At 48.3% G+C, this 15,955-nt stretch carries 14 protein-coding genes; 7 read left to right on the top strand and 7 right to left on the bottom strand.

All coding sequences use genetic code 11. The features are described from left to right. Positions 1 to 18: 18 nt before the first annotated feature. The gene (locus tag FKW19_RS05825) at positions 19 to 1,017 is read right to left on the bottom strand and encodes an adenosine kinase (protein ID WP_006116707.1); all 999 of its coding nucleotides are present in this window, start codon (positions 1,015 to 1,017) and stop codon (positions 19 to 21) included. A gap of 157 nt (positions 1,018 to 1,174) precedes the next feature. Between FKW19_RS05825 and FKW19_RS05820 the strand changes: the two genes are divergently transcribed. Beyond that, complete coding sequence (locus FKW19_RS05820) at positions 1,175 to 1,918, top strand: polymer-forming cytoskeletal protein (protein ID WP_089178369.1); 744 nt, start codon at positions 1,175 to 1,177, stop codon at positions 1,916 to 1,918. Positions 1,919 to 2,003: 85 nt separating this feature from the next. Here FKW19_RS05820 and FKW19_RS05815 read toward each other — a convergent pair whose 3' ends face one another. The 5 genes from FKW19_RS05815 to cysT form a co-directional block, all read right to left on the bottom strand. Next, positions 2,004 to 2,609: a GcrA family cell cycle regulator gene (locus tag FKW19_RS05815; protein ID WP_006116709.1), complete on the bottom strand. Its 606-nt coding sequence runs from the start codon at positions 2,607 to 2,609 to the stop codon at positions 2,004 to 2,006. A gap of 147 nt (positions 2,610 to 2,756) precedes the next feature. Beyond that, a complete protein-coding gene (locus tag FKW19_RS05810; protein WP_089178370.1) occupies positions 2,757 to 4,238 on the bottom strand; it encodes an amino acid permease in 1,482 nt (493 codons plus the stop codon). Between the two features lie 170 nt (positions 4,239 to 4,408). Beyond that, the gene (locus FKW19_RS05805) at positions 4,409 to 5,446 is read right to left on the bottom strand and encodes a sulfate/molybdate ABC transporter ATP-binding protein (RefSeq protein ID WP_089178371.1); all 1,038 of its coding nucleotides are present in this window, start codon (positions 5,444 to 5,446) and stop codon (positions 4,409 to 4,411) included. Further along, positions 5,443 to 6,261, bottom strand: a complete 819-nt coding sequence (cysW, locus tag FKW19_RS05800) for a sulfate ABC transporter permease subunit CysW (RefSeq protein ID WP_063353299.1) — start codon at positions 6,259 to 6,261, stop codon at positions 5,443 to 5,445. Before cysW ends, FKW19_RS05805 begins: the two co-directional genes overlap by 4 nt. Further along, positions 6,258 to 7,097: a sulfate ABC transporter permease subunit CysT gene (gene cysT / locus FKW19_RS05795; RefSeq protein WP_089179858.1), complete on the bottom strand. Its 840-nt coding sequence runs from the start codon at positions 7,095 to 7,097 to the stop codon at positions 6,258 to 6,260. The genes cysW and cysT overlap by 4 nt, the downstream gene beginning before the upstream one ends. A gap of 550 nt (positions 7,098 to 7,647) precedes the next feature. Here cysT and FKW19_RS05790 point away from each other — a divergent pair. The 3 genes from FKW19_RS05790 to FKW19_RS05780 all read left to right on the top strand — a co-directional run bounded on the left by FKW19_RS05790 (position 7,648) and on the right by FKW19_RS05780 (position 10,804). Beyond that, positions 7,648 to 7,857, top strand: coding sequence for a hypothetical protein (locus FKW19_RS05790; protein ID WP_006116714.1), 210 nt, complete (start codon positions 7,648 to 7,650; stop codon positions 7,855 to 7,857). A 218-nt stretch (positions 7,858 to 8,075) separates the two neighbouring features. After that, entirely contained in the window at positions 8,076 to 9,743 is a 1,668-nt protein-coding gene (locus FKW19_RS05785) for an OprO/OprP family phosphate-selective porin (protein ID WP_035353879.1), read from the top strand. 26 nt (positions 9,744 to 9,769) lie between these two features. Then, positions 9,770 to 10,804, top strand: a complete 1,035-nt coding sequence (locus FKW19_RS05780; protein WP_006116716.1) for a sulfate ABC transporter substrate-binding protein — start codon at positions 9,770 to 9,772, stop codon at positions 10,802 to 10,804. A gap of 29 nt (positions 10,805 to 10,833) precedes the next feature. On the opposite strand, the gene FKW19_RS05775 is transcribed toward FKW19_RS05780, so the two are convergent. Then, a complete protein-coding gene (locus FKW19_RS05775; protein WP_193561082.1) occupies positions 10,834 to 11,979 on the bottom strand; it encodes an AraC family transcriptional regulator in 1,146 nt (381 codons plus the stop codon). 92 nt (positions 11,980 to 12,071) lie between these two features. Between FKW19_RS05775 and FKW19_RS05770 the strand changes: the two genes are divergently transcribed. From FKW19_RS05770 to eat, 3 genes are read left to right on the top strand one after another with little or no spacing between them, the layout of a single operon-like run. Further along, a complete protein-coding gene (locus FKW19_RS05770) occupies positions 12,072 to 13,460 on the top strand; it encodes an ethanolamine ammonia-lyase subunit EutB (RefSeq protein WP_089178373.1) in 1,389 nt (462 codons plus the stop codon). Then, positions 13,457 to 14,242, top strand: a complete 786-nt coding sequence (eutC, locus tag FKW19_RS05765) for an ethanolamine ammonia-lyase subunit EutC (RefSeq protein WP_089178374.1) — start codon at positions 13,457 to 13,459, stop codon at positions 14,240 to 14,242. The genes FKW19_RS05770 and eutC overlap by 4 nt, the downstream gene beginning before the upstream one ends. Positions 14,243 to 14,274: 32 nt before the next feature. Continuing rightward, positions 14,275 to 15,627 carry an ethanolamine permease gene (eat, locus tag FKW19_RS05760; RefSeq protein WP_063353304.1) on the top strand — a complete coding sequence of 451 codons (1,353 nt, stop codon included), beginning with the start codon at positions 14,275 to 14,277 and terminating at the stop codon, positions 15,625 to 15,627. The last annotated feature ends 328 nt before the right edge of the window (positions 15,628 to 15,955 follow it).

The raw sequence follows: 15,955 nt of genomic DNA, 5'->3' as shown, positions 1-15,955 counted from the left end.
GGCACAAAGCTGTTAGGCTTAGAAGCCCATTTCTTCCCACAGGTTGGAAAGTGGGCGCGCGCCGTAGTGTGAGATAATTTCAGAAGCAGCAACGGAAGCCAGACGGCCACATTCAGGCAATGTGCGGCCAGATGTCAGACCCGCCATAAAGCCAGCGGCGTAGGCATCTCCAGCACCTGTTGTATCCACAACCTGGGTTGGCACGGGGGCAACTTTGGTCATCTGTCCATCGTGCAGCACAACACTTCCTAAGCCGGAACGTGTGAGTGCTGCAAAGGTTGTGTCTTGCGCGGTATGGCGTGCGGCAACGTCAAAGTTTTCTGTTTCGTACAGAGCGCAGATTTCATCCTCATTTGCAAAAAGAATGTCTACATGGCCCTTCACAAGATCCAGAAAAGCCTGACGGTGACGGCCAACGCAGAACGGGTCTGAAAGAGAAAGAGCCACTTTGCGCCCGGCTGCGTGCGCCAGAGCTGCGGCGCGGCGGAATGCTTCCTGCGCATGCGGTGGGTCAAACAGATACCCTTCCAGATACACAATGCTGGAATCTGCAATCATGTCTGGCAGCACATCTTCTGGCGTAAAGCAGGTGCATGCACCCAGATAGGTTGCCATTGTGCGCTGCCCATCTGGCGTAACCATAACAATGCAACGTGCTGTTGGCAGGTTATCAAAAACCTGGGTGTTCAACGGCGCAGATGGAAAGGTAATGCCATTGCCACGCATATCTTCGGTAAACTGCTTACCGGCATCATCCCGCGCAACTTTACCCAGATAAGCAACACGCGCGCCAAACTGGGCTGCCACAACGCAGCTATTTGCCACGGAACCGCCACCCATAATTTGCTCTGGAGTAAGGAGAGCCTGCAATGTATTGGCCCGGTCTGCATCAATCAGCGTCATGCTGCCAGGGGTTAGGCCTTGTTTTTGTAGAAAAGTGGGTTCTACGCGGGCAAGAATATCCGTAATGGCATTACCAATGCCGAGGATGTCATATTTTACATCTGAAACAGTCATGATAGCGGAAGATTTTCCTGAAAAATTTCACATACCAACTGTTTCGCTACAGTGCTGCCATAAAAAGGGCAACACTAGGGCGTATGGAATGCTTGCCGCAGAACCGCCTGGCTGTATAAGAAAATGAGCACATGGCGAGACGGTTTGATGCGGGCGGGTGCCTGAGCAGTGGGGCCCGTCCAATAGTGAACAGCCAGCAAGGCGGGGGATTTTCTTGTTTAAAAGACGTAAGCCCGAAGATAATCGGCCATCTGAGCAGTCCGGTTCCGCCAGTCAGGCGGGCGCGCAGCGTTCCGCTGGCGGGTTTGGTTCCATTTTTTCTTCTAATCCAGCGGGAACGCCAGCAAAACCTGCGCCCCGCCCTGATACAGTAAAGGAGACCTCATCCATGGGTCGTGCGCCTCTTCCTTCCGGTTCCCCTCTTCCTTCTGGTGCGGGCATGCCGCCATTTCCTGGTGCGGCCGCAGCGCGTGGTATGCCGCAGCAACCTCAGCAGCCTAAAAAGGATGAGCCGGAACAGCGCACCTTGGTGGTTGGGCGTGGCATTAGCGTGCAGGGAACCGTGCAGGATGCAGAACGCCTTGTGGTTGAAGGCACTGTTGAATCCAGCATGATTACAGCCAAGGAACTGGTGGTTAAGCCCGGTGGCCTGTTCCGCGGTGGTGTGGAAGTGGAAAATGCAGAAATTGCAGGCACCGTTGATGGCACGCTGACGGCGCGTGGTAGCCTGACATTGCAGGGTAGTGGCCGTTTGTTGGGTAAGGCTGCCTGCCATCGTCTGAAGGTTGAAGATGGCGGCCAGATTACTGGTCAGCTGGAAATGCTGAGCGGTGATTCCGCTTCCAAGCCAGCTTCTGCAACGTCGGCTCCAGAAAAGCCCGCAGCAGCAGCCGAAGGCTGATATTACAACGCCCCTGACTTGCCCCTGAAGGCCGGTTGTATAAGGCCTTCAGGGGATAGGGTTTATTATTTTAGAAAAACAAGATTTAGGCGACGTTATCGCGCCTGTCACGCAGCCTTACATAGGCAATTTGCGCATGTTCCTCACAATACGGTTTGCCCGGTATTGGGGTGGCGCCACAAAAATGGAAGCCCGGCGTGCCGGGGTCTCCGATCGGCCAGCAGCAAGATGGGCCGCGGCGCTTTTGGGGTTCTGGATCAGAAATGCTGCGCAAAGGGGCCTTGGGCTTGCTTTTGCTAGAAGCCGCAGACTTTTCCTTTTTTGCAGGTTTTTCTTCTGCCACAGGGGCGGCAGTTGCAGCCGGTGGAGTTGAACGGGCAGGCGTAGGCGGTGTGGCTGTCTGTTTTTCTGTTTCACCTACCGGGGCTGCTTCGGCCTGTTTTACAGGCTGGGCAGGCGTTGCCGTTTGTGCCGTAGCAGGAGTGGCTGCTGCCGGGGTTTCAGCTTTCTCTGCTGTTTTGGGTTTGGCATTGCGCCGAATGGGGGATGGCCGTGGTGGCAATCCCAAACGATGCGCCTTTCCGACAACCGCATTTTTGGTGATGGAAAGACGCCTACCAATTTCTGCCGTTGAAAGACCTTCCGCCCATAATGCCTTGAGCTGGGCGATAATTTCTTCGGTCCACTCCATTTACGGCCACCTTACTATAAATATTGCATCGTTCGCGGGTAAAATACCACGCTTTCAGTCGCGGATATATTACGGTGATGCCCGTTTCATCTCAAGAAGAAAGCCTGCAAGACAGGATACACCACAAGAATAAGTTGGGTATGGGGGTTAATCCGGCTTGCTTGGGATATCTGATGTTCCCAGTAAATCATCTGTCAGCGTGATGGAAGATTGTGTGGGTGGAACAGGATGAATGGGTTTATGATTAAAAGTTTTCCAGCCCACAAACAGGATGATGGCCAAGATAGGAATACAGGCTACAGAGAATGATCCTGTTGGGTAATCAAACGCCATAAGCACAATGATGCTGCAAAAAAACAAAATAGTTGCCCAAGATGTAAAGGGTGCGCCTGGCATGGCAAATCCGGTGGGGGCAATACGGCCAGCATTAATGGCTTGCCGCAGCTTGATCTGGCTAAGCAGGATAAAGCACCATGTGCTGATAATACCCAGAGAGGCCAGATTAAGAACAATTTCAAAGATTTGCGAAGGCAGCAGATAGTTCAGAAAAACGCCAACAAGGTAAATGCCCACGGTTGTCAAAATGGCGGCCGAAGGAACGGATTGCTTACTCATATGCGTCAGATAACGCGGGGCTGAGCCATTAAGTGCCAGAGCGCGTAAAACGCGGCCCGTGGAATACAAGCCAGAGTTCAAGCTGGAAAGTGCTGCCGTAAGCACCACAATATTCATAATGGTATCCACGCCCGATATACCCAGATGTGAGAAAAATGTTACAAATGGGCTGGTGCCAGCCTGATAGGCAGACCAAGGCAGCAGAAGAACCAGCAGAGTAACAGTGCCAACATAAAAAATGGCAATGCGCCACATTACATTATTGATGGCGGTGGGTAGAACGGTGCGTACATCTTGGCATTCACCAGCGGCAGTGCCGATCATTTCTATGCCTGAATAGGCAAAAATCACCCCTTGCGTGAGTGCTAACGCAGGCAGAATGCCATGGGGAAACCAGCCGCCATGCTGTGTAATCAGGTTCAAGCCTGTTGTGTGGTGATCTACAGGCACACGTAGGCCCAAAATGGCACTTCCGATCACAAGAAAGAGAACCAGAGCGACAATTTTGATAAGGGAAAACCAGAACTCCATTTCCCCAAACCATTTCACGCCAATCAGGTTCATGCCGGTTATGAGCAAGAGCGCCAGCATGGCAAATACCCATTGGGGCATGTGCGCAAAAGTTCCCCAGAAATGCATGTAAAGTGCTACGGCGGTGATATCGACAATGCCTGTCATGGCCCAGTTGAAAAAAGACATGGCGCCAGCAATGTAAGACGCCTTGGGGCCCAGGAATTCTAAAGTATAGGAAACAAAGCTGCCGCTGGTGGGGCGATACATAACCAACTCACCCAAAGCGCGCAGCATCAGAAAACAAAAAATCCCGCACACCAGATAAATAAGAGCTAATGAAGGCCCCACAGCCTGCAAGCGCCCACCCGCGCCTAAAAACAGGCCAGTACCAATAGCGCCACCAATGGAGATCATCTGGATCTGCCGTTTGTTAAGGGCGCGGTGATAACCTTCTGATGTATGTGATGGTGTTGCGTGCGGAGTAGATGTTTTGTCTGGCATACAAACATTCCATGCAGATAGAAATTCTGTATTTTCACAATAAATTGAAAATACAGAATCAATTTATACAGAAATGCAAAAGGTTATCTAAGTTCTTGCATATCAACCGTTATTTTAACGCAACATATAAAATAAGTGCTGTCAATCCAGCTTGTGGGTAGAGCTTGATCTTACAGAAGGTTTGAGAAGATTTTGCCGTGTGAAATGCCCAACCCGAACTGTTCACCTTCAGAAATTTCTGTTGGCATTGGTGTTGTAATATCAAGTGTTCTTTCGGTGGTCTGCACGGTATAATGATACAGCCCATTGGGGTTGCGGCTACGAGAAAGGATGCGCGCAGCACCTTGGCCGCTTATAAACTGCACATCGCAGGGGCGGATAAATGCGGTTGTTTTTCCGTTTTTTGCAGTTACCGGAAATGGCAGAGCATCTGTATCTTCAGGGATAAACTCTCCCTTTCGTATTTCTCCTGCAAATTCGAGTGTTTCCCCCAGAAACTGCATGACAAACGGTGTTTGCGGAGAGGTATTCAGGGTGTCAGCGTCAGCATCTTGCACAATACGACCATCCTGCATAACCACAAGCCTATCAGCGATATCCAAGGCCTCTTCATGATCATGCGTAACCAGAATAGTTGTAAGCCCCAGCTTATCATGGAGTTCTCGTAACCATCGGCGGATGGTACGGCGTACAATCGGGTCTAACGCTCCAAAGGGTTCATCTAACAAAAGCAGCTTGGGTTCTGTTGCAAGGGCGCGCGCCAGAGCAACACGTTGCCGTTGTCCACCAGAAAGTTGATCTGGGCGGGCATCAGCCAAATGCGGAAGCTGTATAAGTTCAAGCAAGTCTTGCACGCGGGCCGCAATAGCTGTGCGATCTGGGCGCTGCTTACGTGGCAGAACATCAAGCCCAAAAGAAATATTGCGCGCCACGCTCATATGCCTGAACAACGCATAGTTCTGGAAAACAAAGCCAGTTTTGCGTTTTGGAAGATCAGAATGACCAATGGGGAGGTTATCAATCAGCAACTGCCCTTCATATACCGGAGACAGGCCACCAATAGCGCGTAGTAAAGATGTTTTGCCTGCGCCAGAAGGGCCAACCAATGCAATAAAGGCGCCGTCTTCAACTGTCAGATTGATATTATCCAAAATCTTACGGGTGGAACCAGGAGCATATTGAGTAAAAGAGTGCAGGTTAACGCTCATGAAGGCTGTTTCCTAAAAGAATGCTCAAATATTGTGCGAAGCAAAACTGTGCTCATGGCACACAAGGCCAGAAGTGCCGCCATGCTGAAGGCGGCTACGGTTTGATATCCATTGTAAAGTGTTTCGATATGTAAGGGCATGGTTTCTGTAACACCTGGGATATGGCCTGAAACAACGGAAACAGCACCAAATTCACCAATGGCGCGGGCGGTAGTAAGCAGGATGCCAGAAAGCAGGGCCCAGCGTGCATCTGGCAGGGTGACTTGCCACAAGGTTTGCCAGAAATTTGCACCCAGCAAAAATGCGGCTTCTTCTGCATCGCGGCCTTGCTGTTCCATATAGGGCATAAGAGTACGCGTGACGTAAGGAAACGTTACAAACAGGGTGGCCAGCACGATGCCGGGCACGGCAAAGGCAATTTGCATATTATGGGCAGCTAACCAATTACCCCACCAACCTTCCTGCCCAAACAACAATAGCCATATGAGACCGGCAATGACGGGGGATACACTGATAGGAAGTTCTATCAACATGATGAGAAAGCGTTTGCCTACAAAAGAATATTTTGTCAGGCACCAAGCTGCCGCAATGCCGCCAAGTGTGTTTGTTACGGTCACAATTACGGTAACAAACACGGTTAACCGAATAGCAGAGAGGGCATCCGGTTCCAGCAAGGCAGACAGGGCGGCATGAAACCCTTGCCTGAGTGCTTCTGTAAAAATGAGCACAAGTGGCAGCAGAAGCATCAGCAGCACAACAGCGTAACTGCACCCGCAAAGAATAAAGCGGTTTATGGAAAAGCGTGCGGTTGTCATTTTACCTCTTCCATAACAAGTCCGCGTGAAACACGTAGGCGTAAGAAACTCACACCTCCCAAGCAAACCAAAGCGGTGAGTAGAAGCAGAACAGCAATAGTTGTTGCGCCAGAATAATCGAATTCCTGTAGACGCATTACAATGAGCAGGGGGGCGATTTCACTGCGGAAAGGTTGATTGCCTGCAATAAAGATAACGGAGCCATATTCACCAATACAGCGCGCAAAGGCCAACCCAAAACCGCTTAATGTTGCAGGAAGAATGGCGGGTAGAATAACACGATAAAATTTCTGAAAAGGCGTTGCCCCAAGCAAGAAGGCTGCTTCTTCTATCTCTGATGGAAAATTTTGTAATACGGGTTCAATGGTGCGTACCAAAAATGGTAGGCCCACAAACATCAGGGCAATAACAATACCAGTTGGTGTAAAAGCCACTTGTAAACCAGCATGTGCTAGCAGCTTTCCCATCCAGCCATTAGGCCCGTACAAAGTTGCAAGAGTAATGCCAGTTACAGCTGTGGGGATAGCAAAAGGCAGATCAATGCAGGCGTTGATAATTTTATAACCCGGCGGACGAAGCCGCACCAATGTCCACGCCAACAGAATGCCTAACGGTAAATCAAGCAAAGCTGCAAAAAGCGCACAACCAAAGCTAACACGAAAGGCGGCAAATACCCGGGTATCATGCAGGGTTTGCAAGATAGCCGTTGTACCATCCTGCCACGGGCGTAATATAAGGGCCAACAAGGGCAGAATAACAAGCAATCCTACCCATAAAAGCGTGATGCCAAAGGTAAGCGGAAAGCCGGGTAGAGTATGGCGGCGCAGAAAAAACATGGGCAAGCAGATAAATCCATCGTGGAGGCGCATTATACATATGATTTGTTTTGAAAATGGAATATGCCATGCAGCATACTCTAGGGGTCAAACCATGCTGGGTCTTCAGAGCCTTTCCTTACGCTGAATGTTATTAAAACCTATCCTATCGCAGGAAATAACAAAATACGAAAAATATACGTGCTAAGGGTTTTCCGCGATTCTTTAGGGAAATGCTCAGTGAGCTAAAAATTTTTCTAAGCGGAGAAATTTTATTAATGCATTGATTAAAAAGAAAAAATTAACATGCAAAAAATTTTGTTGTTAAAAAAAATAACCATTTTTCATGGTTTATTATTGCGTAGTTGTGTGTTTGCACATAATGTCTTTTCAAGTTACAACGCGGCAGAATCACAAAGGGTGATATGCATGTATCCGGTTTGTTTACGAATGTGCTGTGCGGTTCGATGTCGTGCCGCCAAGGTGTCTGAAGATACACTTGTTTTCTTTTTCTGATCTGGCCGGATAATCAGTTTGCCGGCTGGGTGTTTCTTTATCCAGAGGCATTAAAATGCTGGAATCTCAGATTGTCGAAGTAAACGGTACTTTTTTGGGTACTGTTATTTTAGAAGCAGACCGTTCTACGCGTCGTTTTTATGCGGCGCATGAAAGCGTAAAATCTTTACATAACAGCAGATTTACGCAGGCAGATAATCCAATATTGTCTGTTACATGTGTGTTTCGCCGTGTAGGCCAAGGGCGGGGTGGAATGCGCGCCTAAAAACAGGTTTTCGTGTATTGCAACAGCCAAGCCTATTTATTGTGTGTATGCAGAAATAAAAACCTTTCCAAACAGTGTTTTATGTTTTGACAGGAAGGGATACTGCAAGCTAAATAGTTCTTGGTTCGAAATAATATACGTAAAATTGTATTCAAGTAAAGCAACAAGTATTTCCCGTGTGGGATAAAAACAACCAAAAAGGTTGTTGGGGGCGCTTAATGACTGGTTCCGTTCGCTCTGGTTTTTTGCTGACAACAGCCATATCTGGTCTGTTTTTTCCATGCGTATTGCATGCAGAAACATCGGAGTCTGAAGTTGCAGCCTTGCGGCGTGAAATGGCCATGATGCGCCGTGATATGCAGGGTGAAATTCATCGCTTGCAAATGCGTGTTGCGCGCTATGAGCATGTTGCGCAGGGTAAGGGAAATGCCGCCAAGGTGGCATCTGGTGCTTCGCATCCACATCTTGTGGCGGCTGGGCCAGAAGAGCCCCAGCCAGTATTTGCAGAAGAACCTTCTCATCCTGTGCATCATGGCCCCCGCACAGGTTCGGAAGCGCATCCTGCTTTGCCGGAAGGCCCAGTTGCTTCTTGGGCAGAGTTTAAGGCTGCTTCTGCAAAGGAAGAAACGGTCCATATTGGTGGCATTCAAGTTGGTTTTCCAAAAGGACGCCCAACTATTGCTTCGGATGATAAAGCCTACGCATTTTCCATTGGCTTGTTAGCTCAGGAAGATGTGGGTGGGTTTTTTGGAATGTCTCCACGAAATGGAGAAACCAAAGGGAATTTCAATTCATTAACACAAAATGCGCGTCGTCTGCGGCTCTATCTTTCATGGCGGTATAAAGACTGGGTTGTGAACGTAACGCCAGATTTTGGGTCTAGCAGTGTTGATGGAACAGTGGGCTTGTTTGAAGCAAACCTAAACTACACAGGATTGCGGAACACAACGCTTACAGTTGGGTATTTTCAGCCGCGTATGGAAGAAGAAAGTGCGGAGCGTTCAGGCGCTTTCGAATTTTTGGAACGTCCAACTATTGTGGATCTGGTACGTAACCTTGCTGGTGGTGTGGCACGCTTTAGTGTTGGTGGTGAGCATTACGAAAAACGCTGGCTTGTTTCGGGCTATTTCACGGGGCAGAAGTTTGGGGATCGCTCCAAGGATACCACAATTGTTGATAGTCAGACAGGCGCAGTTATCCGTGCAGCGGGTCGTCCTTATGTCTCAAAGGATATAGATGTGCATGTGGGAGCTGGAGCAACTTCTGTATTCAAGGTTAATGAAAACAGTAGTGGACGCCAGTTGAAATTGTCAGACAACATGGAAGTGCCTTTGGGGGAAACCAGTTTGCTAACATCAGGAGCCCTTACAGATGTTGCGCAAATCTGGGCCGCTGGGCCACAGTTGGCTTTGCGTTGGAAGCGCTTTTTGCTGAAAGGTGAATATTATCATATTGGCGTACAGCGTGACCATCAGGCGCAAACTGTTCATTTACCGTCTTTGGGTTTTGATGGTTGGTATGTGGCGGCAAACTATACAATTTTGGGAACACCAAGATCTTATAGTGAGAAAACGGCAGCATTTACTACACCCGGCGTAACGTATGACTTTGATCCGGCAACCGGCCATTGGGGCGCGCTGGAAGTTAGCGGGCGTTGGAGTGTAACAGACTTGTACGGTACGGAAAATCAAGGCGGAGCAGGTATTAACGGAAACCAGCAAACAGTCTGGCAGGGTGGATTTAACTGGTATCCTAATAGGCATATCAAGGTGATGTTGGATTACGCACACTTTATTGTATCACGCTCCAAGGGCGTATCTGGTGGCGTTAATCTGTTTGGGCGCGATGGAAATGCAGTTGTTGGCCGCGTGCAGGCGGCATTCTGAAAAACTGGTTTGAAGGTCTCATAATCATGAAAAATACAACCTTTTCTTTTTCTCGTCGTCACTTGCTTGTTGGGGCTGCAGCTTTAGGGGGTGGTGCCTTCTTGGGTGTACATGTAAAACAGGCGCAGGCTGCTTCTTTTAACCTTCTGAATGTATCCTACGATCCAACGCGTGAATTATATGCTGAAGTGGACAAGGCTTTTGCAAATACATGGCATCAGACACATCCAGAAGATAATGTAACTGTAAAAACAGCACATGGGGGATCTGGCGCGCAGGCGCGTTCTGTTCTGGAAGGTGTGCCAGCAGATGTGGTCACATTAGGTTTAGCTTATGATATTGATTTACTTGCACAAAAAGGCCTGATTGCCACAGATTGGCAAACACGTTTGCCGCATAATTCTACGCCTTATACCAGCACAATTGTTTTTCTTGTGCGCAAGGGAAATCCGAAAAACATTAAGGATTGGCCAGATCTTGTGCGTGATGGTGTGCAGGTTATTACCCCCAACCCTAAAACTTCTGGGGGAGCACGTTGGAATTATCTGGCTGCGTGGGGATGGGCGTTGCATCAGAATAATGGTTCAGAAGATGCAGCAAAAACTTATCTTAAAAGCTTATTCAAGCATGTTCCCGTTTTGGATACTGGAGCACGTGGCGCAACAAACAGTTTCGTACAACGCCATTTAGGTGATGTTTTGCTGGCGTGGGAAGATGAAGCATTGATGGCAGCACGTGATATCGGGCCAGATCAGTTTGATATTGTCGTACCCTCACAAACTATTCTTGCAGAACCTCCTGTTTCTTTGGTGGATAAAAATGTGAAGGCACATGGTACAGAAGCTGTTGCCAAAGCATATTTGGAGTTTTTGTTTAGTCCGGAAGGACAAAAAATTGGTGCCAAACATTATTTTCGTCCGGTAGATCCGGCAGTGTTGGCGGACTATGGGCAGGTGTTTCCAAAGGTCGAAACATTTGATGTCGCTAGTCTGGGGGGATGGACAAAGCTACAAAAAGACCATTTCTCAAACGGTGGTATTTTTGACAGCCTTTATAGATAGATATCTATCTATAAAGTATTTTTTTGATATTAGATGAAAGATGGCGCTGGCATGTATTGCTGGCGCCATGTTCGTGGGGAAACACCGCTCCATTTGCGGAATGCTCTGCTGAACGCACTCGTTTCTGAATATCCCAGTAGTCTGGCAATTTGGCTGATATCATTTTCTGGTTGTTGTAGAAACACACATGCCTGTTTATAGCGCGTGGTTTCTACCAGATCAGAATAAGATATTCCAAGATATGCAAGTCTTCTCTGCAAAGTCCAAACCGGCATGTTCAAGCGCGCAGATAATTGGGTTAGATGGCCGCCTTCTGGTAAAATTTCTTCAAGTGCTAACAAAACATGCTCTTTAAAAGATATGTGCGGATGAGGTGTGCTGTATCCGTTGCGAGAGAGTGAGATAAGAGACGCTTTTACAATTTCCAGCGTATGCGGTTGTGCGTCTGGCATCGCGCATTCCAAACCAACATCACGGAAAATAAGAGCATTGGTTGGGCGGTCAAAGTAGATAGCAGCCTGAAAGGCATCTTGGTGCTCATGCGCCTGTTCAGGTTGCGCATGTGCAAAATGCACTTCTTCTGGTTGCCACGCAGGCCCTAAAGCATAGCGTAGCACATTGCAAAACATGCCTAGTGTAAGTTCTGCATCTTGCCGTCGTTCTGTAATGGTTGGGTCTGTAATAGCGTATTCAAGCTGCAATAGGTTGCCTTGGCGCACAAGGCGTGTGTGCGTGCAGCTTTGATGGTAAATGAAATGCGTTGCAAGGTTATGAATGGCGTCTTTTACCGTGGGTGAAAGAAGCGCCACAAACCCGATTAACCCCAATGTTTGTGGTTGAAACTGCTGCCCAAACCATAGCCCCAGATTACCGTTCTGGGTTTCCTTCGCGGCTTCAGTAAACAGGCGGCAATACGCGTTCAGGTTTAGCATATCCGTGGGCAAGGCTAATTTGCCCGGAGCCAACCCAGCGCGGCCAGCAATGCGGTCGATATCCCCCCCATGGCTTGTAATAAAGCCTTCTGCGCCAGAAGCAGCGGCGGCCATAACACCAGAGGCAGAAAAGGCGGGCAGGGGAGACATTGCTATCCTTTGTTTAAAGCGAGAGTGTGATCTGCAGCCTGCTTTGTTATGAAATGTTAAAAATATGTAGCGAGCAGTCAAGTCGCAAATCATTTCCATATGATATCATTCCGAAGTAGATATGATTTTAATGCATGCAGAAAGTGAGTCCTATCTCTTTCGCGTGTAGCTAAGGAGTTCCTTCAATGGTGTATCGTTGCATTCTGGGAGGTGAGACATACAGCTTCGATGATCTGAAAACGTTGCTGGCAGTTGCATCATCCGAACGCTCGGGAGACCAGTTGGCCGGTGTTGCGGCGCAGTCGGATGTACAGCGCATAGCTGCACGTTATGCCTTGGCGGATCTACCATTGCAGACATTTTTGGACGTTGCGCTCGTTCCGTATGAGGAAGATGAGGTGACGCGCCTTATTATGGATACGCATGATAAGGCTGCCTTTGCACCGCTTGCACATATGACAGTCGGTCAGTTTCGGGATTGGCTGCTCTCGCACGAAGCTGATACCGCAACACTTGCTGCTGTTGCACCGGGTATCACGCCAGAAATGGCTGCGGCAGTTAGCAAGTTGATGCGTAATCAGGATTTAATGAGCGTAACGCGCAAAATTCGTGTGATCACGGGTTTTAGAAATACCATTGGTTTAGAAGGATGTTTGTCCTCTCGCTTGCAACCTAATCACCCTACGGATGATCTTAAGGGAATTGCTGCGTCAACACTAGATGGTTTGTTGTACGGTATGGGTGATGCTGTTATTGGCATTAACCCAGCGACAGATAGTGTAGCAAATGGCATGGCTTTACTGGATATGTTGGATCATGCGCGCCAGCGCTATGATATTCCGACACAGACCTGTGTGCTCACGCATGTAACCAATACATTGGAAATCATGAATAAGGGCGGAGCAGTAGATCTGGTTTTTCAATCTATTGCAGGTACACAAAAGGCCAATGAAGGATTTGGAATTAACCTTTCTATTCTGGCAGAAGCGCAAGATGCTGCGATAGGGCTTAAACGTGGCACGGTTGGCCAGAATGTCATGTATTTTGAGACGGGCCAAGGGGCGGCTCTTTCAGCCAATGCGCATCATGGTATGGATCAGCAAACAGCAGAGGCGCGGGCTTATGCTGTTGCGCGTGCGTATAATCCCTTACTGGTAAACACAGTTGTTGGATTTATTGGCCCTGAATATTTGTATGATGGTAAGCAGATTATCCGTGCCGGTTTGGAAGACCATTTCTGTGCCAAGCTGTTAGGTGTGCCAATGGGGTGTGATGCCTGTTACACTAACCATGCTGAAGCGGATCAGGATGATATGGATAACCTGATGGTACTGCTTGGCGCAGCGGGTATTACCTTTCTGATAGGTGTGCCAGGCGCTGATGATGTGATGCTGAATTATCAGAGTCTTTCGTTTCATGACATTCTGACATTACGCAACTTACTAGGGCTAAAGCCCGCTCCAGAATTTGCGACATGGTTAGAGCAAATGGAACTGTATGACGGCAAGCACAACCGCATGCGGGAACTGGCGCCGGGGCAAACCCGCCTTGGGCAGTTGGTTGGTGCAGTATGATAGATAAAAAACTGCTTTCTACGGGACCATCCATGCCAGAAAACCGTGATGACTGGCAAGATTTACGCCAGTTTACACGGGCTAGAATTGGCTTGAGTCGTTCAGGAAATGCACAATGCACAAAAGATGTTTTGGCGTTTCAGGAATCACATTCCAAGGCTCGGGATGCTGTGCATATTCCTTTGGATATTGCCTATTTACAAGCAGAAATGGGAGATGCGCCAATTATCTGCGTTTCCAGCCAAGCACCAGATCGGCAAACTTATTTGCGCCGTCCAGGTCTGGGGCGCAAGCTGAACGGCGCATCACTTGAGGTTTTGCCTCATGCAGACTGGGATGTTGTCTTTGTTGCAGCGGATGGACTGTCTTCTATTGCAATACAGAAAGAAGCCCTGCCGCTGTATCGGGCAATGTGCAAACGGTTGCTGGGGTGGCGTATTGCACCTTTGGTTGTGGCAACGCAAAGCAGAGTAGCTTTGGGTGATGAAATTGCCCAGACAATGGGCGCAAAAATTGTTGTCATGATGATTGGGGAGCGCCCCGGCTTAAGTGTTGCCGACAGTATGGGGGTGTATCTGACATATGCGCCTTATGTAGGCTGCCCAGATTCTTCCAGAAACTGTCTCTCAAATATTCATACATATGGCCTTTCTACGTCTGCTGCGGCTGACAAACTCACATGGTTGATGCAGGAAGCCATGCGTTTGAAAGAAACAGGAATTGGTTTGAAAGATTCTTCCCCAGAGAATGGAATAATCGAAAATACACCGAAGATTTCTTGATAATTCTCTGACACAAAAGGATGTACTGAAGCATGGGTGAGGGTTCAACGCATCTCAACAAATCTCTAAGCACGTTCCATCTATGGGGTATTGCTGTTGGTCTGGTTATTTCCGGGGAGTATTTTGGCTGGAGCTATGGCTGGGGTACCGCTGGAACTTTAGGGTTTTTGGTAGCCACAGTTTTTGTGGCGATTATGTACACGGCTTTTATCTTCAGTTTTACAGAACTCACCTGTGCCATCCCGCATGCTGGTGGCCCATTTGCTTATAGTTTTCGTGCATTGGGGCGTTGGGGTGGTTTGTTAGCAGGGCTTGCCACGCTGGTTGAATTTATTTTTGCCCCCCCAGCCATTGCGTTGGCTATTGGCGCGTACCTGAATGTGCAGTTTCCAAACCTTTCCCCTAAAGTTGCGGCGTTGGGAGCGTATTTGGTGTTCATGACACTAAATATTGTGGGGGTGCATATTGCTGCTACATTTGAACTGTTTGTAACAATAGCTGCCATTATAGAGCTTCTTGTGTTTATGGGGGTCGTGGCACCAGCCTTTTCATGGCATAACTTTCTGCAGAATGGCTGGGGCGTTGCACCGCATTTTGGCTGGACAGCTATGGGCGGTATTTTTGCAGCCATTCCATTTGCTATCTGGTTTTTTCTGGCCATTGAAGGCGTGGCTATGGCAGCAGAAGAAGCAAAAGATCCGCGCCGTTCCATTCCCATCGCTTATATTGCAGGTGTGCTTACGCTTGTTTCATTGGCATTTGGTGTCATGCTTTTTGCTGGTGGTGTGGGGGATTGGCATACGCTTGCCAATTTGAATGATCCTTTGCCACAAGCCATGAAGGCCGTTGTGGGCAGCAACAGCGGATGGTTGCACATGTTGGTGTGGCTGGGGCTGTTTGGTTTGGTTGCCTCCTTGCATGGTATTATCATGGGGTATGGTCGGCAGATATTTGCATTGGCGCGTGCAGGGTTCTTGCCTGCTGTGTTGGGCAAGTTGCATCCACGTTTCAAAACGCCTTATACGGCCACGCTGGCTGGTGGCAGTATCGGGATTGCAGCTATCTTTTCGGATGACATTATCTCTATCAATGGGCAGTCTTTAACGGCCACATTGGTTACGATGTCTGTGTTTGGCGCTTTGACTATGTATCTGCTGAGTATGATCAGCTTGTTTCGTTTGCGCCTGAAAGAACCTGCTTTGTCTCGCCCCTATCGGGCACCGTTGTATCCGGTTTTGCCAGCTATCGCGTTGCTTGGTGCCATTATTTCGCTTGTAGCGGTTATTTATTATAATCTTACGATATTTTTCATATATGTTGGGTTTATCGCGGTTATTACATGTTTTTTCATGGCGTTTTCGCGCAAATCACAATCAGATATTTAATGCTGCTAGAGATTATATAATAAAGCATTGCTGGATTAGATTTTATTAGCCCTTTACTGTTGTGTTATAACGTTTGAGTATGCTCAGGCGTTATAACACATTTTATTTTTAATCACTTTATCCTTGCGTAAATTGAGAATGTAAATGCATCTCAAGCCTTGCATGTGGTGTCATGCAAAGGCATATAATCACGCAAAAGTGATCATGACACGACAAGATACAGACTGCTATGCTGGAAGTTCCTAGGGCGTGTCGTCAGTTAAGCCCTGAGAGTGGCACGTGAGGGTTGTACTTTGTGTCTGCGTGTGCTGACTGTTTTTCCCGTTTT

This window comes from Acetobacter sp. DmW_125128 (genome assembly GCF_008704325.1).
Lineage (GTDB): Bacteria > Pseudomonadota > Alphaproteobacteria > Acetobacterales > Acetobacteraceae > Acetobacter > Acetobacter oryzifermentans.
This window is presented reverse-complemented; position numbering and strand designations above follow the sequence as displayed.